The sequence below is a fragment of the Kocuria sp. SM24M-10 genome (genome assembly GCF_001027955.1).
GTDB classification, from domain to species: Bacteria; Actinomycetota; Actinomycetes; order Actinomycetales; family Micrococcaceae; genus Kocuria; species Kocuria oceani.
Genome location: NZ_LDNX01000026.1, coordinates 1 through 21,672 on the forward strand (window position 1 = coordinate 1; position 21,672 = coordinate 21,672).

At 65.8% G+C, this 21,672-nt stretch carries 26 protein-coding genes and 2 pseudogenes; 15 read left to right on the forward strand and 13 right to left on the reverse strand.

Going from position 1 to position 21,672, the window contains the following annotated elements:
* Positions 1-336 precede the first annotated feature (336 nt).
* Positions 337-846 carry a hypothetical protein gene (locus tag ABL57_RS03090; RefSeq protein WP_047801985.1) on the forward strand — a complete coding sequence of 170 codons (510 nt, stop codon included), beginning with the start codon at positions 337-339 and terminating at the stop codon, positions 844-846.
* A gap of 239 nt (positions 847-1,085) precedes the next feature.
* The gene (locus ABL57_RS03095) at positions 1,086-1,427 is read left to right on the forward strand and encodes a hypothetical protein (RefSeq protein ID WP_152683259.1); all 342 of its coding nucleotides are present in this window, start codon (positions 1,086-1,088) and stop codon (positions 1,425-1,427) included.
* A gap of 241 nt (positions 1,428-1,668) precedes the next feature.
* On the opposite strand, the gene ABL57_RS03100 is transcribed toward ABL57_RS03095, so the two are convergent.
* Positions 1,669-2,814 (reverse strand): XRE family transcriptional regulator, encoded by a 1,146-nt coding sequence (locus ABL57_RS03100; protein WP_203225544.1) that lies wholly within the window; start codon positions 2,812-2,814, stop codon positions 1,669-1,671.
* Positions 2,815-2,857: 43 nt separating this feature from the next.
* Positions 2,858-3,655 carry a hypothetical protein gene (locus ABL57_RS03105; protein WP_053004708.1) on the reverse strand — a complete coding sequence of 266 codons (798 nt, stop codon included), beginning with the start codon at positions 3,653-3,655 and terminating at the stop codon, positions 2,858-2,860.
* A 146-nt stretch (positions 3,656-3,801) separates the two neighbouring features.
* On the opposite strand from ABL57_RS03105, the gene ABL57_RS21075 reads away from it, so the two are divergent.
* From ABL57_RS21075 to ABL57_RS21080, 3 genes are all read left to right on the forward strand, one after another.
* On the forward strand, positions 3,802-4,029 hold the full coding sequence (locus ABL57_RS21075) for a DUF2188 domain-containing protein (protein WP_082157188.1): 228 nt from the start codon (positions 3,802-3,804) through the stop codon (positions 4,027-4,029).
* Positions 4,030-4,224: 195 nt separating this feature from the next.
* Positions 4,225-4,755 (forward strand): excisionase family DNA-binding protein, encoded by a 531-nt coding sequence (locus tag ABL57_RS03110; protein ID WP_047802007.1) that lies wholly within the window; start codon positions 4,225-4,227, stop codon positions 4,753-4,755.
* 20 nt (positions 4,756-4,775) lie between these two features.
* Entirely contained in the window at positions 4,776-5,348 is a 573-nt protein-coding gene (locus tag ABL57_RS21080) for a PIN domain-containing protein (RefSeq protein ID WP_082157189.1), read from the forward strand.
* A gap of 81 nt (positions 5,349-5,429) precedes the next feature.
* Here the strand turns inward: ABL57_RS21080 and ABL57_RS03115 are convergent, their stop codons facing one another.
* Entirely contained in the window at positions 5,430-5,891 is a 462-nt protein-coding gene (locus tag ABL57_RS03115; RefSeq protein ID WP_047801988.1) for a hypothetical protein, read from the reverse strand.
* 999 nt (positions 5,892-6,890) lie between these two features.
* Between ABL57_RS03115 and ABL57_RS03120 the strand changes: the two genes are divergently transcribed.
* Positions 6,891-7,523 (forward strand): recombinase family protein, encoded by a 633-nt coding sequence (locus tag ABL57_RS03120; RefSeq protein WP_047801989.1) that lies wholly within the window; start codon positions 6,891-6,893, stop codon positions 7,521-7,523.
* A gap of 49 nt (positions 7,524-7,572) precedes the next feature.
* Here the strand turns inward: ABL57_RS03120 and ABL57_RS03125 are convergent, their stop codons facing one another.
* Complete coding sequence (locus tag ABL57_RS03125) at positions 7,573-7,992, reverse strand: hypothetical protein (RefSeq protein ID WP_047801990.1); 420 nt, start codon at positions 7,990-7,992, stop codon at positions 7,573-7,575.
* Between the two features lie 779 nt (positions 7,993-8,771).
* Here ABL57_RS03125 and ABL57_RS20545 point away from each other — a divergent pair.
* From ABL57_RS20545 to ABL57_RS03140, 3 genes are all read left to right on the forward strand, one after another.
* Positions 8,772-9,356, forward strand: coding sequence for a recombinase family protein (locus ABL57_RS20545; protein ID WP_160310771.1), 585 nt, complete (start codon positions 8,772-8,774; stop codon positions 9,354-9,356).
* Between the two features lie 50 nt (positions 9,357-9,406).
* Positions 9,407-10,090 (forward strand): PepSY domain-containing protein, encoded by a 684-nt coding sequence (locus ABL57_RS03135; RefSeq protein ID WP_047801991.1) that lies wholly within the window; start codon positions 9,407-9,409, stop codon positions 10,088-10,090.
* 338 nt (positions 10,091-10,428) lie between these two features.
* Entirely contained in the window at positions 10,429-10,674 is a 246-nt protein-coding gene (locus ABL57_RS03140) for a hypothetical protein (protein ID WP_047801992.1), read from the forward strand.
* Between the two features lie 92 nt (positions 10,675-10,766).
* Here the strand turns inward: ABL57_RS03140 and ABL57_RS03145 are convergent, their stop codons facing one another.
* The 7 genes and pseudogenes from ABL57_RS03145 to ABL57_RS23475 form a co-directional block, all read right to left on the reverse strand.
* A complete protein-coding gene (locus ABL57_RS03145; protein ID WP_047801993.1) occupies positions 10,767-11,549 on the reverse strand; it encodes a hypothetical protein in 783 nt (260 codons plus the stop codon).
* Between the two features lie 326 nt (positions 11,550-11,875).
* Positions 11,876-12,889, reverse strand: coding sequence for a hypothetical protein (locus ABL57_RS03150; protein WP_232319474.1), 1,014 nt, complete (start codon positions 12,887-12,889; stop codon positions 11,876-11,878).
* Between the two features lie 135 nt (positions 12,890-13,024).
* Complete coding sequence (locus ABL57_RS03155) at positions 13,025-13,504, reverse strand: general stress protein (RefSeq protein WP_152683260.1); 480 nt, start codon at positions 13,502-13,504, stop codon at positions 13,025-13,027.
* Between the two features lie 664 nt (positions 13,505-14,168).
* The gene (locus ABL57_RS03165; protein WP_047801997.1) at positions 14,169-14,471 is read right to left on the reverse strand and encodes a hypothetical protein; all 303 of its coding nucleotides are present in this window, start codon (positions 14,469-14,471) and stop codon (positions 14,169-14,171) included.
* Complete coding sequence (locus ABL57_RS03170; RefSeq protein ID WP_047801998.1) at positions 14,468-14,824, reverse strand: hypothetical protein; 357 nt, start codon at positions 14,822-14,824, stop codon at positions 14,468-14,470. The genes ABL57_RS03165 and ABL57_RS03170 overlap by 4 nt, the downstream gene beginning before the upstream one ends.
* Positions 14,825-15,116: 292 nt before the next feature.
* Complete coding sequence (locus ABL57_RS23470) at positions 15,117-15,410, reverse strand: transposase (RefSeq protein WP_160310772.1); 294 nt, start codon at positions 15,408-15,410, stop codon at positions 15,117-15,119.
* Between the two features lie 10 nt (positions 15,411-15,420).
* Positions 15,421-15,552 (reverse strand): annotated as a pseudogene (locus tag ABL57_RS23475) (transposase); the annotation flags it as partial.
* A 430-nt stretch (positions 15,553-15,982) separates the two neighbouring features.
* On the opposite strand from ABL57_RS23475, the gene ABL57_RS03180 reads away from it, so the two are divergent.
* Positions 15,983-16,657 carry a hypothetical protein gene (locus tag ABL57_RS03180; RefSeq protein ID WP_053004710.1) on the forward strand — a complete coding sequence of 225 codons (675 nt, stop codon included), beginning with the start codon at positions 15,983-15,985 and terminating at the stop codon, positions 16,655-16,657.
* A 155-nt stretch (positions 16,658-16,812) separates the two neighbouring features.
* Here the strand turns inward: ABL57_RS03180 and ABL57_RS03185 are convergent, their stop codons facing one another.
* Positions 16,813-17,667, reverse strand: a complete 855-nt coding sequence (locus ABL57_RS03185; protein WP_047802000.1) for a DUF2382 domain-containing protein — start codon at positions 17,665-17,667, stop codon at positions 16,813-16,815.
* 832 nt (positions 17,668-18,499) lie between these two features.
* Here ABL57_RS03185 and ABL57_RS03190 point away from each other — a divergent pair.
* From ABL57_RS03190 to ABL57_RS03210, 5 genes and pseudogenes are all read left to right on the forward strand, one after another.
* Positions 18,500-18,724 carry a hypothetical protein gene (locus ABL57_RS03190; RefSeq protein ID WP_146202158.1) on the forward strand — a complete coding sequence of 75 codons (225 nt, stop codon included), beginning with the start codon at positions 18,500-18,502 and terminating at the stop codon, positions 18,722-18,724.
* A gap of 296 nt (positions 18,725-19,020) precedes the next feature.
* On the forward strand, positions 19,021-19,176 hold the full coding sequence (locus tag ABL57_RS22170) for a hypothetical protein (RefSeq protein WP_154676747.1): 156 nt from the start codon (positions 19,021-19,023) through the stop codon (positions 19,174-19,176).
* Positions 19,177-19,541: 365 nt separating this feature from the next.
* A pseudogene (locus tag ABL57_RS03200) lies at positions 19,542-19,784 on the forward strand (IS5/IS1182 family transposase); the annotation flags it as partial.
* Positions 19,785-20,043: 259 nt separating this feature from the next.
* On the forward strand, positions 20,044-20,232 hold the full coding sequence (locus tag ABL57_RS21615; protein WP_152683261.1) for a hypothetical protein: 189 nt from the start codon (positions 20,044-20,046) through the stop codon (positions 20,230-20,232).
* Between the two features lie 19 nt (positions 20,233-20,251).
* The gene (locus ABL57_RS03210; protein WP_047802004.1) at positions 20,252-20,998 is read left to right on the forward strand and encodes a hypothetical protein; all 747 of its coding nucleotides are present in this window, start codon (positions 20,252-20,254) and stop codon (positions 20,996-20,998) included.
* Positions 20,999-21,238: 240 nt separating this feature from the next.
* Here ABL57_RS03210 and ABL57_RS03215 read toward each other — a convergent pair.
* Positions 21,239-21,672: transposase (locus ABL57_RS03215; protein ID WP_238985957.1), on the reverse strand; the 434-nt coding region annotated here is incomplete at its 5' end.

Here is a 21,672-nt window from a genome sequence, read left to right on the forward strand (position 1 = left end):
CGGCCAGAGCGACAACGGCGCGCGTCCCCCTTCGACGGCCGGCTCTCCGCCGGTGGCCGCTGAACATCAACAACCCGAGTTACACCGAAAACTGGACAGACCCTCCGTTCTTGCGACAGTCCCATACGAGGCGCAGATGTTGCGAGACATTGCGGATCAGTATCGCTGTGCCGTGTGATGCCTCGCCGTAGGTCTTGTGCGGGGGTTTGGGGCTCACTCTTCTGTTCCGTCCGGTACACCCTGGGCGGTGCTAGTGGACGAGTTCTCGGTGCGGGCCTGAGGCTGACGGTGAGATCGTCTGGGACGATGAGTGCGGGCGACGGAGGGGGCAAGGGCATGAATGGTGCATCCAACGCCTCGCCACAGGCGGGAACGAGCCGGCTCCGGCGATGGGGGACGCGCGCCGTTGTCGCTCTGGCCGTCCTCGTTTCGCCGTTCATCGTCATGCAGGCATCGTTTCTCATCGACACGGCACCCATGGTGGCGGTGGCCGACCGGGCGCGACCCGATCCGGGCTGGCGCGAGGAAGCGCACAACGTCACCGGCGGACTATTCTGCATCGACCTCGCCGTCGCGTGCGACAGCATGTGGCGCGAGTACCGGACGGAACAGCCGGTCACCGTGGCCGATGTCCAGCGCATCAGTGACGAGGCAGGGCTGGGGGTGCGGGTCGAAGGCGACTGTGAGACCTCGCCCCTGCGACCCGGCCGCACCGGGATGTACACGGCGTGCTCGGCAGAAGGGGTTGTCGACGGTTACGACGTGCGGATCCGGGTGCTCAAGTTCGGGGAGGCCGATGCCCGACGGATCATCCAGGTCGCGGTGAGCAGCATAGAGAATCGCTGACCCCTCCCGGTGCGGTGGCCCTAACTGGGGGTGTGGGCCGCAGTAGCCAGTGGCTGCCTCTTGGTGGAAGAGATGCCGATCTTTGGGGCAGGTGAATCAGATCTCGGCCGAGGAGTCGGTTGACCGCGCAGCGACCATGGTTTCAACAGGCCCGTGACTCCCGTCCGGCCTTCTTGACCTCCGAGTGATGTCAGAAGATCCTGACGGTGTCAGGGTTTCATGACACCCCGGAGGTGGACGTGCTCGAGCACGAGGGACAGCAAGGCGTGACGGCGCCGCACGCAGCGTGGGAGCTGGGGGCGGCCCTGGCTGATCATGCCGTGCCGGTGGACGACCGTGACGGGGTGGCGGTGGCGCAGTTCCTGCGCATGGCCGCCGATGCGTGGGCGGCCGCGAGGACTGATGATGTCGCTGACCGAGCATTGGAGCGAGTGCGGTTCCTGCGGCTACTGGAGCGCGGAGCCGGCGTTGCGCTGCGCGACGCCGTGGAAGACGCCCGCGGGAGCGGAGCTTCCTGGGCCGGAGTCGGCTGGGCGTTGAACACCTCCCGGCAGAGTGCCTATGAACGGTTCATCGACTGACTCTGCCTCAGGGAGGCGCCAGCAGGTGAGACCCAGTCTTATGGGCTTTCGGCAGGTTGGTGCGTCTCGCAGGTCATGGGTTATGAGACGGTGGGGTTGCAAGACATTCCTGTACCGGGGATGTCGCCTGTTCTTGCATTAGTCCGGAATGTGCATGTGCGGGGCCTCGGCTATGAGTGCTACTGGGTATCTTCTGCGCTGTTCACGCCGCTATGCCGTACAAGGCAATGGGGACAGAGGGTCACACGGTAGAGATTTCTGGGGGTTGGAAAAGGGCACGTACGACACCATCTACCTGTGCTGGGTCGATGTCGGGTTCGGTGTGGGCTTGGGGTGATCGAGCGGTGACCACTTCAAGTACCGGAAGGGGGAGGCCGGGGCCGCGGGCAATATCGGATGCACTGATACCCGCTTGTTCGAGGACCTCCAGGGCCCCTGGCAGCAGTGACGGCATCTCGAGAGCGACGATGTTGCCGGGCTCCGCCCGCCGCCAACCCCAGCTGGAGATGCGCATCATCGCGTTGCGGTATGACACATCGTTCAAGACTCCCAAGGCACGAGCACGGAAGAGCAACGCTTGCATACTCACTCCCCAGTGCTCTTTGAGCTGCGCAAGCCGTTCCCACCCTTTCCTCGTGGTGGTGGAGGGTAGGGAGGGCAGGATTTGGTCAGCGGGCATCAAGAACTCAGCGGCGAAGCGATTGGCCTGATCCTCGGCGATCTTCCCGCCCGGTTCCGCGTCGACGTGCATGATCAGGTGCCCGAGCTCGTGGGCGACGTCGAAGCGTTGACGGTAGTAGTCGTCTTTCTCCGGATTGAGCACGATGATGGGCCGGCCGCCGGCCTCCAGTGAGTAGGCGTCGATCGAGGCCGTCTGTGGGGCGCTGAAGACCACGAGCACGCCGGCCCGTTCTGCTAGTCGAATCAGGTGCTGGATCGGTCCGATGGGCAGGCCAAAATGCTCACGCGCCTGCCGGGCGGCCTCTTCGGGGCCGGTGTCCGATGGCTCTGTCGCTGATACCGGGGACTGTGGCAGCTCAGGTGCTGGTAGCTCCACGCTTCGTTCGATGACCGCGGCGACGTCTCCTACGAGTCGTCCGTAGGCGAAGGCCTGGTCCTGGGCCGACTGGGTGGTGGAGCGCAGCGATCGGAAGTGTGGTGTAGCTGGGGCGGGGCCGTGACTGGAGTTGGGGGCGAAGAATTGCGGCTCCACCTGCAGCGCCATGCTCAACCGAGCGACCGTGGTGCTGTTGGGTTTCTTTTGGCCGTTCTCCCATGCGGTCACGGATGCCGGCGTCATTTCGATGAGCTTGGCTAGCTGTATTTTTTTCAGACCCGCTAGTTGGCGGGCCAAGGTCAGGCGTCCGCCGTCGAAGACGGCGGACACGCCAGGTAAGTGCCCCGAGGGGCGTCCTGTTGAGGTCATGGTTCTAGTTCTGCTCGCGGATCTGGGTGTCCTGCAAGGGGCGGAGGCGCACCGGGGTGTCCTCCACGTCCGAGGAGGCGGGCGTGCCGGGAAGGTCGGGAGTTTCGTCCATGGTGCCGAGCGGGACAGCGCCCGGTCCTCCAAAGGCGACGAGGTGGCGCCAGTGCCAGGGCGTGTCCCCGCGCGAGACTGTCTCCCGGCTTCGGCCCAGGTACATCTCGAAGCTGCCGGTGGCCCGGTCGAAGGCGTGCGCGAGTACCAGCGTCTTGCCGGTGAAGTCGAGGTCCTCCACGAGGCCCTCCTCCTCGAGGCCCAAGTCGGCGAGAGTGAACAGCGCATTGGGGTCCTCGGAGGAGGGATGCTGGGCAACGCGACGTTTGGTTTCGCTTTTCTGCGACCAGGAGATCCGGTCAATCTCACCGAAATTGTAGGACTGCAGCAACCAACGGATGTTGCCGCTGGCCCATCCCGGTGACCCGTTGAAGTTGGACCTGATAATCGAACCGGGGGTGAAGGGCGGCATGTCGTCAAAGGCCTCATCCGTGATGCCCGCGCGCAGGAGATCGAGGCCGGCCTCGGGTGAAGTGCCTTCCGGCAGCGCGTACTTGCCGCAGCCGCCCGCCCGGTCCAACAGATTGATCAGGTACTTGTATCCGAGCGAGCCCACGATCGCCTGGTCGTGGCCGGCTTCCTCGTCGAAATCCTGGAACACCCGTCCGTAGGCGATCCGCCCGGCCCACTCGAATAGGTTGATGATCTTGGCCTCTTCGAGGGCCCCGACGACTTCCGCTTGCTCGCTCATGCCATCACAGTACCTGAAAACAGTAAACCGTGCGTGAAAATGGTACTTTTAGGGCATATAGTTACTCTGAAACCCTCCCTAAGGGGTCGCAGGCACTGTGCTACGACAGATCGGTCTACCGGACGAGTCAGGAAGAGAGGGGCAGTATGCCCAACTACGACGTCTACAAGAAGGACGGCAAGTGGGTTGGCAAGCGTGACGACGCCTCCCGGGCGTCTGTTGCACGTGACACGCAGGCCGATGCGTACGCCGCCACACGCGACATCGCTGCCCGCAACGGGGGAGGGGAAATCAACCTTCACGGCGTGGACGGAACGATTCGGGACAAGAACACCATCGCGCCGGCCAAGGATCCCCGTAGTTCCAAGGGCTGACACAGGATCTTCTACAGAGGTCGGGCGCCCGATAGCCAACCGGTTCTCGGGCACCTCGTGGCTTCGGCGATCGGGCGGCCGCGAGGCGGGCGATAGGGGTGTGCCTCGCCTCAAGGGCGTGGTGCGGCCTCCAAGGCGTTTACGAAGCAAACGAAAGGGGATACGATTGTTTCGTATCTAGGGAGAGTGGTGACGATGTCCGCACAGACGCTTGAGCAGCAGACCTATCTGCCGGAGGGTTCGGACCAGCTAGCGAAGGTGTACGACTTCATCGAGGCGCATGAGGCCTCTAGGGGTGAACGCCCCGCGCCTCGATATCTCCTGGTGGGGGCAGAGCCTAACGATAGTGTCGAGATTCCTGAGAACGTCTACCGCGTCCTGCGCCAGGTCGTCGAGGCTCTGCAGGCTGGTCGAGCGGTGACTGTGGCCCCACAGACGCAGACGCTGACGACCCAGCAGGCGGCCGACCTGTTAGGAGTAAGTCGACCTACCGTCGTGAAGCTCATTGACGAGGGCAAGCTTCCCGCTGATACGCCCGGGAAGCGTCGCCGGCTACTTCGCCTGGACGATGTATTGCGTTACCGCAAGCAGCGTCGCGAGGAGCAGTACCGAGCAATCTTCGATACGGCCGATGACTACGACCTTGAAGAAAGCCCCGAGGTTGTCGCCGAACGACTGCGCCAGGTTCGGGCCGAGGTTGCGGCGACACGACAAAATCATGGGTAACCAAGTGCAAGGATGGCAACATGTTCGCCGCCATCCTTGATACCTGTGTTCTATGGCCCAGTTTGCAACGGGATTTCATCCTGAGTATGGCGGCGGAAGGTTTGTATCGGCCGCTGTGGAGTGAGGCCATCCTTGGAGAACTACGCCGGCATGAGGAACTGAAGCTACTTGGGCGTGGGGTGGAGGCAAAAGACTCCCAGCGGCGTGCTGACTACCTCATCATGAAGATGCGCACTAACTTCGACGACGCACTCGTGACTGGCTGGGAGCCACTTGAGGGAAGTTACGGGCTGCGCGACCCCAACGACGAGCATGTTGTCGCAGCCGCCGTCGTGGGGGGTGCGGGAGGGATTGTCACCGACAACTTCAAGCACATTCAGCCGGAAAAAGTGCCCGCGCACATCAAGGTTTTGCACCCTGCCGAGTTCGCAGCAGACACTGCAGACGTCGATCCGTTGAGGGCGGCGTACGCGCTTCACACCCTTGCAGGCCGGCTACGCAACCCCCCACGTACACCTGCAGAAATTCTTGTTCTTCTCGAAAGTCGCTATGCCATGCATGATGTTGCCGAAATCCTCGCGCCGCATGTTTAGGCTGGATCAGCATTCATAAGAAACCAGCTTCGATAGTTGTCCGACAAGAAACCCGCGGGTCCGCCGTAGCCTATGCCTGGCTCATTCTGTCTCTGCGGTGAGTCCGATATCAGCGGCCTGATCAGCCGTGGAAATATCTGTGCTGGCGGCAGCATCGATGGTCTTTGCCCGGTTTCCGGTGATGACCGTGCCCTCCTGGGTGAAGTCCACGCAGAGCATGCCGTCCTCCACGAAGGGCTTCCACCGCCTCGTGACTGTGGTGTCGATGCCGTAGTAGGCGGTGAAGGCCGTGGCCGAGACAACCGCCTGCCCAGGGCCACGCTTGGAACCGTTCCGGACCGCGTAGGCGTGCGGGGCGGAATCATCGGCGACGCGCAGTGCCATGACCTGGCGGTCGTGGTCGTAGAGCAGTTCGACCGTCTCGGCGTCGTTGATTAGGTCGTGCGCGGCCTTGTTCAGCGAGATCACCCCGCGCTTCTGGATAGTCACACTCGGTGCCTTAGCCAGCGGAGTCATCCTCTTGTCGAACACCTCGAACGGCATCGTTCCCCTTATGGCTCGTAGCTGACATCGATGCACTTCATCGTAACCATGGCATGCGCTTGCCCGGCAGTCATGCGCACCCCATCGAGTGTGTCTCTGAAGTCATGGGTTATGAGGCGTTTTGGTTGCAAGACAGATCGGTGGTCCGCGCTGCGGGGTCGGCGGGACCTTGTTGGGCATCGACAGGCTGGGGGAGTAGGCATGTCCCGGTGTTGGGGCACATGGTGGGGGAGCTTATTGCGTACTCAAGGGACGCCGTGGAGGTGTGACGGAAGCGCCCCCGCCTTCTTTCTGGCGGGGGCGCTTCGCTGCGCCATGGGCGCATGGCTGACCGCGGTCGGACTGGATGTCGAGCGTGTCCCCCCGGAGACGCTTCGCGACCTGTCGTCGAGCCCCCCGGCTCGACGGGTCTAGCCGTTTACCAGCCAACTCTTGAGTAAGTTGGGATGGTAGTCGGCGTCTCACATGTTGGACAGTGCGGAAATGCCGCTACCTCGCAGGGATGGAGGTGCATCCGTCCGAGGCATCGGGGGTCGCCTGCCGGTCCACCTGGAGGATCACTCCGTGCCTGCCGTGACGAAACGCCCCGCCCGGGAGAGGACAGGGCGTTTCGCTGTGCCGGTGAGTGGTCCAGCGCAGACGGGCAATTCATCAGTCGTTCAACGGCGGCCCCGGCGATAGAGGACGACGCCGGCAACGCCCATAGCGTCGCTCTCCCCTGGCAGTTATGGGCATTGCACTGCTTCCCATTCGTGGTCGCTGATGCCTGGACTCGGCATTCGACAGCGCAGCGGGTGCTGATGTCCTGTATGCGTTTATATCCCAGGATGCGAGACATTACCTTGGGATTGAGGTGGCCGTCCCACTTCCTGGTAGTGGGACGGTTCGACCTGAGGGGCTCGAGGTGTGCGTCGACTCGGCGAGTCGTGTTTCAAAAGTTGGTTCCATAAAGACGTCCCTTGGGGGCAGTTCGAAGGCTACTTTCGGTACGCTGTTGTCATGGAATTGGGTTACGCGCGGGTCTCGACGGCCAAGCAGGACCTCGATCGGCAGATCGATGCTCTTCGTGCGGTGGGGATCGTGCCGGAGCGGATCTATGTGGATAAGAAGTCCGGGGCCACCACCGACCGCCCTGGGCTGACCGCAGCGCTGGCTTACGCCCGGGAAGGGGATGTGATCGTGGTGCACACCCTGGACCGGTTGGGGCGCACGGTGCGCGACACTTTGAACCTGATCCATGATCTGGCCGAGCGGGGGGTGGGGGTGCGCAACCTGGCGGACCCGATCAAGGTCGACTCCACCAACCCAAATGATCCGATGGCGCAGCTAGCGGTGGTGCTGCTGGCACTCTTCGGGCAGATGGAACGCACCTACACCCTGGAGCGTGCCGCCCACGCGAGGGCGGTGGCCACGGCAAAGGGGAGACGGATCGGGCGGCCCTCGGTGGTGGATGCGGACAAGCTGGCCTATGCCGCGCACTTGCGCGATACCGGGCACACGATCGCTGAGATCGTGGCGAAGACCGGGATCACCCGCACCACTCTGTACCGGCATCTGCCGCCGCGGCCTCCCGTGTCGGTGACGGCCGGACCGGTCACTGCTGCCGGGGCCGAGTCCGGGGAGACGGACTGATCACGACGCCGCAGCGGAGACACCTGGAGTCTCCGCTGCGGCGTCGTGATCAGAGCTCGAGGTCCTGCAGGTCCTCGAGCAGCCACTCCGACAGCTGCCCGGCCGGCACCACGACGGTGGCCGCCCGCAGCCCCCTGGCCTCTTCAGGGGTCAGTGCGCCCCCGGCGGCTCTGGTGATCTGCATGGAGCGGGCGAGACAGGCGGTGGTGTAGCCGGTGGCCAGGGCCGCGCCCCAGGTCGGGTAGTCGTCGTAGCTGGCGTGTCTTGGGTCCGGGCTGCCCAGCTCCAGCCATCTCGCTGAGGACAAGGGGTGGTGGGCGAGGGGCATCACACACTGGTGCAGCGCCGTGGTGACATCGGCCCAGCGTCCGGCGGCAGTGTCCACCAGGGGGTAGAAGGTGGCCACCCAGTGGGTGGGGGAGTGGGGGTGCAGCTCAACGGCGAGAGCCCCGCAGGTGATGGTGTCCACGTCGACTTCCTGGTCGCTGGAGAAGGATCACGTCGCGAAGGCGGCCGGGGGCAGGGCCCCACAGCGGACGAAGACACAGCCCGAGGGTGATGCCCCACAGTAGAAGAGACCGAAGCGCCAGCAGAAGCGTGCCGGCCAATGTGACCCCCGACCTCGTCCAGGCGAAGGGATGCGGGACGTCCCTGGGGCTCGTGTTGGCCGTCCCGCCTGCTGATAGCCCGCCCTGCTCCGCTCCGCTTCCACCCTCGCGACGGGCAGCGCTCATCGTCCCTTTTTGGGCCCTGTCGCTCTTGGGGACTGTCCGATAAACGGATGCTCCTATTGGCGTCAAGCGGTTTTCAGGCGTTGATGGTCGGTCTCGTCGAGCCAGTGCTGGCAGCGGTGGACGTGGTCGGGGTCGGGAACCCATCGTGTGGGGGACGCGCCTTCCGCCCGCGGGACGGAGTGGCGGAAGGCGCGTCCGTGCCAAGGTGTGATCACTTGGCGTGCGGGGCCCGTCGGGGGCGGCAGCAGTGGCATCCCCCTGGGGCCATTCCGCGGCGCTGTGCATCGGAACAGCGCCTTATCAGGGTAGGCATTAGACAGCAAACTTGCTATGGGTAGGAGCTTTGCTTCGCTTCGTGACGGGTCATCCGGTGTGCCGCCGGTGGCGGAACTCGCGTAACCGTGGAAGTGCGATGCCCCCAGGCGCGGCTGCGGGGCTTCGGGCGCGCCGCTGCGGGGGCTGGTTGAGCAGTGAGCGGGTCCGGCCCGCCTCGTCGGGCGGCTGCCACGCCTGGGTGCCCGCCACCTCCTGGAACCTTGATGTGCAACTGCGCGCACTCACCGAGACCGGAGTGCCGGCGAAGCTGGTCTTCGCCCACAAGGTCAGCGGCGCCCAAGCCGAGGGCCTGGGCCAGGCCGCGCTCATGGCCGAGGCCCGGGAGGAGGGAGCCTTCGTGCACTACCTTTTGGGCCGGCTGGGCCGGTCCTTGGTGCACATGGTCACCGCCATTGACGAACTGATTCGTCTCGGAGTCATCCTGCGTAGTCTCAGCGATACCGTCGACCCCTTCGGGGCCGGACGCTTTCAGCTCAATGTATTCGCGGTGATGGTCGAGTACCAACGGGCGCTGATCGTGGGGCGTGTCCAGGACGGGCCGAAGCCCGCCCGGGCCTGCGTGGTGCAGCTGGGGCGCAAGTCCTCGACGGCCCCGAGCAGGTCCGCGCCGTCCACCGGCTGCACCGGGCCGGGGGCTGCCCGCCGACGAGGTCGAGATCGGGAACGCCGAGGCGGCTGCTGCCGCCGGCCATGCCGTCCTCGGTGCCCGGGAGGTCCGGTGATGCGGGCCTTCGTGATGGATGTGTGCGGTCGGGTGTTCTGAGCCGGTGATCTTCTTGCGCCGGTAGGCCGACCCCATCACAATAAGCAGTTATGAAGCACACTGATAAAAACATTCTGTCCCTGAGCGCCCTGGCGCTCTCCGCTCTCTTGCTGGCCGGTTGCGCCGACGGCGGAGGCCAGGGCGGTGGTGAGGAGACCGCCGACGGGGCCGCCACGAACGCAGCCACCGCCGAGTCCACCGCCACCACGAGCGAGAGCGCCACTGCGCAGGAGAGCGCCTCGGCATCCCCCTCGGACACGGCGACCCAGACCGAAAGCGCCTCGGCGTCCCCCTCGGCTTCCGGGGCGGCCGGGGTCGGGGCGGAGGCCGGTGCGGTGGCCGGGGCGATCGTGGCCGCGGAGGAATCCGTGGCTGGTGGGCAGGTCTTCGAGATCGATCGTAAGGACGCCGGTGACGGGTGGGAGGTGAAGTTGGCCGTGGAGGACCGTGAGCAGGAGGTGGAGGTCTCCGCCGACGGTCAGGAGGTCACCGCGCAGGAGAGTGATGACGAGCTGGACCAGCAGGATCGGGAGAACCTCGCCCAGGTCCAGGTGCCCTTGGAGGATGCCGTGCGCACCGCCTTGGAGGAGGTGGAGGGCACCCTGGACAGCGCCCAGCTGGACACCGAGGACGGCACCACCGTGTGGGAGGTCGACATCGACGATGATCAGGGCACCTCGGTGGATGTGTACGTCAACGTCGACAACGGCTCCGTGCTCAAGGTCGATCGCTGAGCCCACCGGACCGACCCCGGGGGAAACTGGTTCTTGGGGGCGGTTCGGTGAGAGCCCCGGTGCAGGTTCGACAGGCTCTGGCCGAGGCCCATTTTCACTCCGGCCCACAGGTGGGCGGGGACAGGGGCCCCCGGATGCAGGTGGGGAACGCAGCCTTCAGCGGCTCTAGTCAGCTTGCTGTCCATTGGGTAGCGTTCACAGTGCTGCGCAGTGGAGCGGTCGTGGATGACCTGTTGCCCTGCGCGGGGTTGTCAAAGTCAACCGGCGGGGCGAGTCGCCCCCGCAGCGTCAGCTATCCGAGTTCGCCACGATCGTGGCGTCATGAGAAGGAGAAGCACATGCCGGCAGGACAGGGCAAGAATATCCGTCGGGTCACCAGCGTCGATGTGATCCGCAGCAACGCCGGGGAGGGCCAGCCTGGTGCGTACACCTTCGAGCTGACCCTGGATGAGGGAGTGGAGGAGTACCTGCTCGTGGTGCCCGACAGTGAGGCGTCCACGGTGGCGCGACTGATCCAGCACAGCAGCGCCATGCAGCTGGACAAGAACACCGATGACTTGATTTTCGAGAACTACGGATCCTGACCGTCACACCGCGAGCAAGCCCCGCCCGAGGAACTTCTCGGGCGGGGCTTGCTCATGAAGTGACCGCCGGAGCGCTCACCTGCTGCAGTCGATCAGCTGCGGGAGGCGCGCAGCTCGGGGTCTTTGGTGTGGTCCCGGGTCACGGAGCGGGAGCCGAGCAGGCCCGTGATCGAGGCGATGATCGCCCCGAGCAGCAGCCCGGCGAAGGTCCACAGGGAACCGGCGGCGGCGGTGTCAGCGGCCTGCTCGGCCTCCGGGGCGGCCTCTTCCGCGGCCTGACCCGCCTCCTGCTGGGCGTTCTCGGCGGCCTGCTCAGCCTCGGCGGGGTCCACCTCCGGGGCCAGCGAGGCGGCCTGGCCCGGGTTCTGGGCTGCAGCGTCGGTGACGGTGGAGGTGGCCGAGCCCAGCAGGTTCCCGGCCGCGCCCAGGATGTTGCCCACGAGCAGGCCGGCGAGAACCACGGCGGCCAGCAGGGCGGTGGCCCAGGTGAGGAACCCGTGGATCAGCCCGGCCCGACCGGCCAGGGCGCCGGCGACGTAACCACCGGCGGCCAGGGCCAACACCAGGGTCACGATGGACCACAGGCCGGTGGCGATGCCCACCCCCTCCCCAGGGTTGGCCGAGGTCAGATCCGCCATGCCCAGGCCCAGGGCGGCGGTGATCAGCGACAGCAACAGGGTCAAGGCCAAGAAGGTGACGACCCCGGCGATCACCGCCCCCCAGGAGATGTTGCGGGGATTACCTTCCCGGTCATCGCCCAGGGCGGTGTCCTTCCAGGACGGCTTGGGGGCCTGGTAGGTGTGGCTGGCCGTGTCCTCGGTGCCGGTTGGGAAGGAACCTGACGTGGAGGCGGAGTTGGCGGGGGTACTGGACATGATGGCTCCTCGTTGGACAGATGGTGCTACCGGTTGGACTTTTTCGTGGCGTGAGCACATGGTGTGCGCTCTGCGGGGCCTGTCGTGGCCCTGTTAGGACAACCCTTGTGTCATCGCGACGAAGCGCTGGTCGGCTCTGGCGAGATGCGACGGGGTGCAGGGCCGGAACCAAGCTAATAGTAAGTACACTGATTAGTCTTCCTGACTCGGACCGTGAGTGCAACCCGCACCGCGATGATGGACAAAGGCCCGGGAATGGGTTACAAGGTGGTGGCTGGGGGCGATGACGTCTCAGGCGGGCCACGAGGCGTTCTGCGGGAGGTGACTCAGTCGGAGTGGGTGTAAGCGGCGGAGCGTACCGCGTCGTCGTCTTCCAGTCCCGCGCCTAGGGCCCCGCCTACGGTGGCCAGTGTGGCCGTGAGCCAGCTGAGTTTGGCGTAGTCTCCCGCCCCGACCGGCCGGGCCAGGACCTCGCTCAGCGCCCCGGCCTCGACCAGCAGCAGCGCACCGAGCCAGGACACGGCGAAGAGGGCGAGATAGAACACGACCACGCCGATGGCCACGGTGGTGGCGGTGGCCAGGTTGAACAGGACCACCTGCTCCCGTTCGCCGGGTCGCCGTGGCCGTTCCCACAGCCCGGCGCCCAGGATCAGGGTGGCGCTGACGGCTCCGACCGCCAACGCCGCCAGTAGGGCCAGTCGTATCGGCCCGTAGGCTGAGGCGAGCAGCCACACATCGGAGGCCACCAGGGTCAGCACCCCTGTGGCTGCGGCCCCGACCAGTGTCCGGGACAACCGGACCACCAGTGTCCAGGGCCTGTTGGCGCGGACCATGCCCAACAACAATCGCAGGTTGCCGGTAATCACCCGGGCGGTGAAGGGCACGAGGTGGTCCTCGGCGCGGTCGTCGAGGTCGTTGGCCATCTGCCGGGCCCGGGTGGTGAAGCTCTGCGCGGCGTCGGCGTGTGTGGGGTGGTAACCCAGTAGCTGTCCTGCCACGGCCACCACGGCCTCCCGCGACCGTTGTCGTACGTGCACCGCCCCCAGGGCGGGGACGTCGACGAGCCCCACACCGTGCAGCGGACTCACCTGGGTGAGTACCGGTCGACGCCCGTGCCGCAGCGGCAGATCGGTGAGCACCACGGAGAGGTCCCAGTTCTCCTCCAGCATCCGGTCGCGGGCGCTTTCCAACAGATCGAGGGCATCCGCCGGCGGGACCACCAGCCGGTCTTCGATCACTACCACCTGCCACAGCACGTTCGGGTGGCGGTCCCGCAACAAGCTCGAGACCGTGGCAGCGACCTCGGGGCCCACCAGCCCCGCCACCTGCGGAGAGATCACGATTCCCAAGGCCAGCTCCGGAGGGGTGGGGTCATCGACGGGGTCTGCGGCGGTCGAGGACGGATCAGCAGGCACAGGCGGTTGGCCGGGTGCACCGGGTGGTGATGACAGCGGGTACCTTCCTTGTTGTGCAGCTCACGGGTTCGGGCCCTTGCTGTTGAGCGTGGTGGTCGCCGCGTCGAAGTGGTCGGCGTCGACAAGCACGTCATAAGCATCCGCCTCCAGGCCCTGCACACTGGAGAAGTCACGCCGCCCACCGGTGGCGGCGTGAGCGACCAGTCCTAGGACCAGCCCCCAGATCACCCCCAGCACGAGGGTCCACATCAGCACCGGCCACCAGCCGATGAGAGTGAGGATGCCCAGCAACAGTCCGAGGAACAGTCCCAGCCACGCCCCGGTTCCGGCTCCGAGCACAGCGGCCCGGCCGTAGGTCATCCGCCCGGTGATCTGTTCGACCAGGCGCAGGCCGGTGCCGACCACCCGCACATGCTCGACGGGAAACCGGGCGTCGGAGAGAGCGTCGACGACCTGTTGTGCTTCGGTGTAGTTGGGCATGGTGCGCAGCACCCGAAAGTGGGTGGCAGTAGCCGGTGGGACGGCGGCGGGATGGGACACGGGCCTCACTTCCGGTTCGATCGAAGGTTTCGTTGCCGGCGGGTGGACTGGTGCAGAGCGTGGACGGTGATATCCACACCGGCGGAACTGCACCCCAGCCCGGTGAGGGTCTCCTGGACGCAGCACTCCACCGCGGCCGTGATGGCCACCGCCGCCTGCAGCTTCTGATCTGTCGGGACAGTAGCCGGATCCAAAGACAGATCCACCGCCACCTGCACTTGTGCCCCTCGAACGTGCACGCACACCCCGGTGCACGCCCCGATGCCCCCGGGTCGGCGGTGCCGTATCCGGTGGACCGCTTCCGTCCAGGCGCACATCATGGCCAGGACCCTGGTGAGCACGGTGGGGATCAGCTGCAGCACCCCCGGGGTGGCGGCTACCGACTGGGCGACCACCCTCGCCACCGTGCCGGGCTCGGGAACCGGGGGTGTCAAGAGCGTCCCGGCCCGTGGTTCTTCCTGCCCAGTTCGCGGGGGAGAGAGCCGGGCAGGACACCCACGCTGCGGGGCCCGCACGGTGGTCGCCGGGACCGTGGGCGCACAGGACACGGTCGGGGCCAGTCTCGATTGCCCCAGGTGCCCCCCGGTGCGGCCGGCGAGGACCCCCTGAGCACCCCGGATGATCCGGCTTGGTTGCAGGGGACTGGTTCGGACACCGCACCGGTTCACCGGTGCGCCCCGTGCTCGGCTGCCACACGCGTGCGGATCGCCAGCTCTTCGACCAGCTCGTGGTGTCTATCCAGGGTCACCGGGTGCGGCCCGGAGGGATCGGTGCGGTAGTCCTCATCGAGTTGGCAGCAAATCCGGCTGTGCAACACCTGCACCTGGGTCAGCGGCAGCTCGGCCAGTACACCGGGGAAAGGCTCATCCGGTCCCAGACAGGTACGGGGCCGACCCGGAGGCGTCGACGGACTCAGAGGAACTGCGGCAGCCGGGTCGTCGATGAGCACGTGGGTGGACATGCTCATGCCGCGATCCTCCCACCAGCACCGGTGCCCGGGCGCGCGGCGGGGCGTGCGCCCAGCGGGGGCACCGGTCGGGAACGGCTGGGCTGGGCCACTACCAAGTGCACCGGTGACCGTGTTCCCCCGGCCCCGTCCTGATCCACGGCCTGGCGCAGCAGGTCCAGACCGAGGGGCTCCAGATGGCGTACTCGGGTGAGATCGACCGTGACCTCAACGGTGGGGGTCAGGGTGCGGGCCCGGCGGATCAGCGGGTGCAGGGCCCGCTGACTGAACTCGGTGAGACATCCGGTGACAACGATCCGGACGTTGCGTCCGTCGAGATCGACGTGGACGGTCACAGAAATCTTGTGGTCCATGGCAGCAGCTTTCGATACGCGAAAAGGGGTCGTGGCCCGCTGCTTGACCGGAGACCAGGATATGTCAGGCACCACCGAGAACGCCAGCACACTTCCTATCGCACCGACCCCACCGGTGCCTTCAGATATCCGGGGTCCAGGCCTCGACGTGGATGCTGGTCCGGCCCTGGCACCCTGGCCACCTGTTGGAGGGCCATCTCGCCCAAGTTGAGGTGGCGGTGGGCTTCGGTGTTGCGCGGAAGGACGAAATCTTTGGTGCGTGATCCTGTGACCGGAGGGATCATCGTGCCTGTCATCTCAGCCGTAGACACTGACACAGACGTCTTCTTTGGATCCGGCCCGCCCCACCGTTCTTCTTGCAGTCCCCTCTGTGGTCTCGTCCACGGTCGCGGCCTGAGAGATCGCGTCCCAGTCCTGCCGTGCGGGGGTAGCGGAAACTCGCCACCACCAGGTGGATCGCGCATGTTCGCACGATCGTGGTCGGCCACACGCTGGCCACGGAATCGGGCAGACCCTTGAGGCCGTCGCAGGCGAGCATGAGCACGTCCTCGACCCCGCGGCTCTTGATTTCGGTCAGGACCTGCAAGCCAGTACTTTGCGCCCTTTCCGCCGGCGCCGCCCCACAGCTCCAGGATGTCGCGGTTGCCGTCCACGGTCGCGGCCAGGGCGATAAAGATCGGCCGGTTCGCGACTTGTCTGTCGCGCACCTTGAGGTGGATGCAATCCACGAGGAGCGCCGGGTCCAGGGCGCGGTTCTGTCACTCGGTCATGCACCTGAGGACCATGTTCGTGATCGTGGAGATCGTCGTCTTCGACACCTCCGTACCCTAGACCTCGGCCAGGCGCGCACTGGTGTCACCGTGTGCGAGCCCGTGGGTGGACAGCGAGAGCACCATGTCTGCCACGCTGCCGCTTCTTCACGATGCCCGGCTCGATCGCCACCGGCCTGTCTCTACCCCGCTCTCGGTGCGGTCACGGGGCCAGTAGGGTGAGGGCAGAAAAATACCCCGGCCGCATCATGGCTCATGTCCAGAGAGGCGGATCCGGGGACTACGCGATCTAGTGTAGCGAAGGCAGGACCGGACATCTATGGCAGCACCGGGGTGGAGCAACGGGGCGCATCAACGTGCTCTGCAACGGGCGATCACTCCGTTGCGGATGGGCAGCTATCTGCACGCCGCCGGCCATGAAGTCGGTCTCGCCACGCAGCTCTATATCTGGGATCGTGATGTTGCTGCGGCCCTGTTGGCTGATGTCGCCGTCGTAGAAGTCGCTTTGCGCAACGCGCTCAACGATCAGCTCACGGCCGCCTACGGCCCCCGATGGTTCGAGGTCGACGTGGGCTTTGACGGGCCGACGCGGCAGAGCCTTGCCCAGGCGTGGGGGGCCCTGCCATCGGGGAGTCAAACACCGGGCCATCTGGTGGCCCGGCTGATGCTCGGTTTCTGGAAGGGCCTCCTCGAGCCCGGCGGGTATGTGGGCCGGGCCCCGCAGCGGTTCCGCGCCGACCACGAAGCGTTGTGGGTGCACTGCCTGCACCGGGCCTTTCCCGGGGGCCGGCTCATGGCCCGGGCCGAGGGAGCCCAGTTCACCCGCTCGTGGACGTTGGAGACAGTCACCGTGGTCCATGCTGCCCGTAACCGGGCGGCTCACCACGAGCCGTTCGTCAACGGTTTCCCACTGCCTGGTCAGCGCATCAGGCTCGAGGCGCAGGACGCCCATCAGGCCTGTCTCAAGCTTGCCGGCATCATTGATCGTGACTTGGCCGGGTGGTTGCGGACCTCCACAGCCGTTCCCGGGCTGCTGAACGACCGTCCGCAGAGCACGTCCTGAGCACCCGCGGTCAAGGTCAGACGGCGTCTGTGCGGCCGACCAGGTTCTGCCGGACAGGGCTCCGATCGAGGTGCCGCTGCTCGGTGTACCCGGTACGACGACGGGGCCCCCGTCACCACAGCGGTGACGGGGGCCCCGGAGTCGATCGGGTGCGATCAGATGCGGTCGCGGCGATCCTTGTCGGTCAGGCCGGTGCCGCGCTCGGCATCGGTCTCGACCTCGACCTGCTCCTTGCGGACCTCGGCGTCGACGCGCTCGGTGTCGCGGACGGTCTCCTTCTCGAGCTCGATCTTCTCGACGCCCACGGTCTCCTTGGCCACCACGGCACGCTCCTCGTGGAGGGCGACCTCCACGGTGTCCTCACCGATGGTGCCGCCGGTGACCTCGGTGCCGTCGAGGGGAATGCGCTCGACCCGGACCTCCTCGCGCTGAACGGGGACGTCAACAGTCTCGTGCTCGGTCACGACGTACTTGCGCAGACGGGCGCGGCCGGTCTCCTGACGCTCCTTGCCCACGCGCAGGCGCTCCTCGTGACGAATGACCTCGTTATCGTCGCGATCAGCGCGAGCGGCGGTGTCGTGACGGCCCGCGGTGTCATCGGCGTACCGGTCATTGCGGGTGTACCCGGCGGTTCCGGCCGCCGGAGCGGCGCTACGATCGGTTTCCGTGGCGTGTCGGTCCTCGCGGCCACCGGTGCCGGAGTAGTTCATCTTGTAGTAGCGGTAGATCTCCTCCTCCTCGGCCGGGGAGAGGTGCTGGTCCGCGTCCACGTTCGGGGCGTCCTTGACGACGTCCTTGGTGTAGGGAAGGACCAGGCGGTCGCCGTCCTGTCGGGCGCCGTCGGCGGGGACGAAGCTCTCCTTGGTGCCGAACAGACCAGTGTTGACGGTCACGAAGGTGACCTCCTCGGTGGTGTCGTCCAGGAAGACCTGCTCGACCTTGCCGATCTTGTCGCCGTCCGACCCGTAGGCGGTGGCGGAGAGAAGGGCATTGACGTCGTAGGTGGCCATGAAATCTCCTTTGGGTAATTCGCGTGGCACGAACTCACGGGCGGAAGCCCGGCGCAGACGGTGCCCGCCGGTGGGCGGAGTGGTGCGTTCGGCTGCTGCCTCTCACCCTACTGATAATCAGCCTGCTGATCAATGGTCTCACCAAAAGTTGAAGCTCTGTGTGGCTCGGGATGACCATGCGGTCCCTCGCCGCCGCAGCCGAGACGGGGTGGTGTTGTTGAGGTCGTCTCACAAGGTTGATACCCGCGGGGAACGCCTCCGCACCGTCATGGCTGGCGGTACGGAGGCGACAACCTCACCGCGGAGTAACGGCAGGCTCCCGGGGTGCCGGCACCGTCGTACCCGACCGTGCGATCACCCCGTACGCCGACCACTGCGGCCAGCGTAAGCATGAAGCTTACTGATAGAAAGCATGCTTGTCACTATGTTGGCGGTTCCGTGCCCAGGATTCCTTCAGGCGGGCTGCGTCCTGTATCCGGGATGCGATCACTGCCTCAGGGTCGTCCGGACAACTCCTGATCGGACCGGCGACGGCGCGGACGCAGGCGCGTTGTCGCCCTTTATGTGCGACCGGATGCCGGCCATTGCACGTGGGGACGGAGTTGCAGATGGGGTTGATCTCTGCCCGGGGAGTGTATGTCACGTGGAGTCTCCCGGTCAGGATGGCCAGCATGCCTAAGCGATACGGGTAGATGGAGTGTCGTAGGGCGTGGCCGTGCTTGGACTGCCACATGCGGGGGCCTGGCTACCGCGCGCACCAGCTGCTCTCGTGACGCGAGCTGTGGGTGATGGCTACGACAAGGGCGCCGGACGGAATAACTAGAATGGCGCAATGAAAAGCATGTACCGCATTGGGCTTGTCCTCATCCCGGTTGGGGCAATCCTGGCCTTGGCAACCAAGGTGACATCGTCCCTGCAGAGACGCTACAGCGCGGACCCGGACATCGGTCTCGGCCTGCTTTTCTTGTTGGGTCTTGCGCTTTCCATCGTGGGGGTATGTCTGGCTCTCATCGCCCGCCACGGCATGCGGAACGAGAATGCGACGACCACCCCGTGACTACAGGCGCTTCGGGTTGCCTGAGGTGTCACGGGAGGAGCCGGGGCGGGTCAGCTCCGGCCCCTCCTCTCTTGTTCTGCTGCGCCGACTCTCTTCACTTCGACAGGCATGGTGAGTTTCCCGCCATGTCGCCATGCGCTGCCGTCATGGCGACCACGTGCTGCATGAGGTGTGCCGCCCTACATCGGGGTGTGGAGTAACGAAGCGCGGCGATAAGGTGTTGCGGGGACCCAACCCGTAGCGTTTTACGAATGCACAGAAGGCGCGCGAAGTGGAAGACCCGGCAGCGTCGCGACATGGCCTGGATCCTGGTGTTGCTGGCCGGGGTGCAGGTGGGTCTGCTGGCTGCGGTGATCGGCGTCCTGGTCGAAGACTTCGTGGTGGGCACTGTTGTTGCCTTGGTTCCGGGTGCTGTAGTGGTGGGGATCTGGTGGCGGCGGTTTCTGGACTAGCCCGGGCTGGGGGCATAGAAAAAGCCGGGCGGCCGCCCGGCTTTTTCTTCTGGGAGGCGCGGCCTGGTCAACCAGGCCTCCCGGGAAACGGTGGGTGTGAGCACGCCAGTTCCCACCTCCAGTATCCGCCACCCGCCAGTCCGTTCGCAAAAGTGACGACGATCTGTGAACGAGAGCTCCCACAACACTGCGATCTGTCGGTTCACACCGGCGACGGTTCGGGGTGACACCTCGGTTCTTGTGCTCCTCGATGTTGCTGGTGCGTGGTCGACCGGGCTTCGTGTTCGTTCCGCCTGACCCGATCGCAGGAGCGTGGCCTCGACACACCGGCGGGTGTCTGCTGCGCCCTGTGCAGGCTTTCGACCGACAAGGGCTACCAGGGCGCCGGGATCGGGGTGCACACCCCGATCAAGGGCTTCCACCTCGAAACCGACAGCCGGGCCTACAACGCGCTGGTCAGCGGCATGTGCGCCATCGGGGAACGCGCCAACGCGCTGCTGGGCCAACGCTGGGCCGCCCTGCGCCACGTCAGCCTCTCAGTCTCACGCATCGGGGACATCGTCGCTGCCGCTCTCGTGCCAACGAGCCGTGAGCACGGAACCCGGTAAGAAGACATCGTTGTGGATCTAGAGGAAAGTCATGGATTTGACTTTGCGAACGTCTTAGGGTTACGGCACGCTTCACCGGGTCGGCGGGGCGACCTCCGAGCTTGAGGAGCACGTCATGCGTCACAAGATCGTTCGAGGAATGGCTGCGGCTGGTTTCGCCGCCGTCATGAGTCTTTCCTCCCTCGCGCCGGCCGTATCGGCTACCGTGCCCGCGGCCACCGTCGGGTCTGCCGCGTTCCAGGGCGGGGAGTACGCTCCCATGGACCACAACCTGATCTGGATCCCTTGGGACGACACCATCTACTCCAGCTACAGCGCCTGCATGCGGCGCGGGGCCTACCTGGCCGGGGTCTACACCGACATCGTGGACTACCAATGCCGCAACCGGTCCACGGTCAATGTCCGTCCGACACGATTTGGGATGATGCTGGAGGTCAAGCGCTCCTAGGAACGTGGAGGAACCAGCGGTGGACAGTCAATCGAAGGACACACGGTTCGATCATCTGGTCCTGGCCGACGGGCAGGAGGCGGTGGCTGCCGGGCGTCTGGTGCGCGTGCAGCAGGAAGGACTCGGGTTGGTGTGGTGGCACCAGGAGTCGTGGCCCGTCGATCTTCTTCTGCCCGCCTCTGCGCCCGTCGTCGTCTTGTTCCCCCGGGGGCCTGGTCGGGAGGAAGAGCTGATCGACCGAATCGGTCACCGGGTGCTGGTCACCGGGGTGTGGTCCGACGGCAAGCTGTATGTGGACACCGTGACCGACATCATCCCGGCGGCGTCACCCCTGCGGTTGCCGGTGCAGTCACAGGATGCGCCGATGCACCCGGTGGACGAAGCCACCCGAGCCGTCGAGAGCCCTCTGTTCGAGGCCGGTGTCGTGCTGTGGCGATTCCGCCGGGTGGCCCCGGATGGGGTGGAAGAGGTCGTGGTCTCGGCCACCGATGTCACAGCGGCCCGGCGAGCCCTTCTGCCCGTGTACGGTGGGCGCCTGCGGGTGTACCAGAGCCCGTGGACCGCAGACGACCTCGCACGCCTGGACGCCGTTATCGCTGCTGTCGAGCCCACACGGCGTCATGCCGGTGGGGCCGGGGTGAGCCCGGAAGGCATCGTCTACCGGCGCCTGCTGCTGACCTACCTCGACCAGCAGCTGGCCACAACGCTGAGCGCGTTCCCGGAAGGCATGCTCAAGCTGGAGGTGCAGGCTCAACCACGCAGGTGAACTGCCAGTGACAAGGTCGTCGAGGGGCGACCGTGTGGCCCGCATCGCTGGGCTCATTTCATCGACTGGGACTGCCGCACGGATAGGTGTCGTTGACCTGGCTTGCCACTGGGGGCGGCCCCGAGGGATACGGCAGGTGCCCAAGCTCATGACCAGCAGGGGCTCTGCAAACGCTTTTTACATAAGGCCCGGCTACCGGAGGGTCTGTCCAGTTTTCGGTGTAACTCGGGTTGTTGATGTTCAGCGGCCACCGGCGGAGAGCCGGCCGTCGAAGGTGATCTCGAATGCGTTGAGTGCTGCCTTCCAGCGTTGGGTCCAGCGTGCCCGCCCCTTGCCGGTCGGGTCCAGGGCCATCACGGCGAGGTAGACGCACTTGAGCGCAGCCTGCTCGTTGGGGAAGTGGCCGCGGGCCCTGACAGCCTTGCGGATTCGGGCGTTGACGGACTCGATCGCATTCGTGGTGCACACGACCCGGCGAATCTCGCGGTCGAACTGCAGGAACGGCACGAACTCCGCCCAGGAATTCGACCAGAGCCTGACGATCGCCGGGTACTTCCGGCCCCACTTCTCCTGGAACTCCAAGAAGCGTTCCTCGGCCTCGGCCACGGTCGCGGCCTGATAGACGGGCTTGAGAGCTCGACCGGGTGCATCCCGCCTCGGCCGGCACCTTATCC

Coding starts and splice junctions, on each gene's coding strand:
- ABL57_RS03165 (WP_047801997.1), bottom strand. CDS start 14,471: ATGAGCATGTCCACCCACGTGCTCATCGACGACCCGGCTGCCGCAGTT.
- ABL57_RS03185 (WP_047802000.1), bottom strand. CDS start 17,667: ATGGCCACCTACGACGTCAATGCCCTTCTCTCCGCCACCGCCTACGGG.
- ABL57_RS03135 (WP_047801991.1), top strand. CDS start 9,407: ATGAAGCACACTGATAAAAACATTCTGTCCCTGAGCGCCCTGGCGCTC.
- ABL57_RS03115 (WP_047801988.1), bottom strand. CDS start 5,891: ATGCCGTTCGAGGTGTTCGACAAGAGGATGACTCCGCTGGCTAAGGCA.
- ABL57_RS03105 (WP_053004708.1), bottom strand. CDS start 3,655: ATGAGCGAGCAAGCGGAAGTCGTCGGGGCCCTCGAAGAGGCCAAGATC.
- ABL57_RS03180 (WP_053004710.1), top strand. CDS start 15,983: ATGGGCAGCTATCTGCACGCCGCCGGCCATGAAGTCGGTCTCGCCACG.
- ABL57_RS03110 (WP_047802007.1), top strand. CDS start 4,225: ATGTCCGCACAGACGCTTGAGCAGCAGACCTATCTGCCGGAGGGTTCG.
- ABL57_RS03170 (WP_047801998.1), bottom strand. CDS start 14,824: ATGGACCACAAGATTTCTGTGACCGTCCACGTCGATCTCGACGGACGC.
- ABL57_RS03190 (WP_146202158.1), top strand. CDS start 18,500: ATGAAAAGCATGTACCGCATTGGGCTTGTCCTCATCCCGGTTGGGGCA.
- ABL57_RS03140 (WP_047801992.1), top strand. CDS start 10,429: ATGCCGGCAGGACAGGGCAAGAATATCCGTCGGGTCACCAGCGTCGAT.
- ABL57_RS22170 (WP_154676747.1), top strand. CDS start 19,021: ATGGCCTGGATCCTGGTGTTGCTGGCCGGGGTGCAGGTGGGTCTGCTG.
- ABL57_RS03120 (WP_047801989.1), top strand. CDS start 6,891: ATGGAATTGGGTTACGCGCGGGTCTCGACGGCCAAGCAGGACCTCGAT.
- ABL57_RS21075 (WP_082157188.1), top strand. CDS start 3,802: ATGCCCAACTACGACGTCTACAAGAAGGACGGCAAGTGGGTTGGCAAG.
- ABL57_RS03090 (WP_047801985.1), top strand. CDS start 337: ATGAATGGTGCATCCAACGCCTCGCCACAGGCGGGAACGAGCCGGCTC.
- ABL57_RS21615 (WP_152683261.1), top strand. CDS start 20,044: ATGGACCACAACCTGATCTGGATCCCTTGGGACGACACCATCTACTCC.
- ABL57_RS03145 (WP_047801993.1), bottom strand. CDS start 11,549: ATGTCCAGTACCCCCGCCAACTCCGCCTCCACGTCAGGTTCCTTCCCA.
- ABL57_RS21080 (WP_082157189.1), top strand. CDS start 4,776: ATGTTCGCCGCCATCCTTGATACCTGTGTTCTATGGCCCAGTTTGCAA.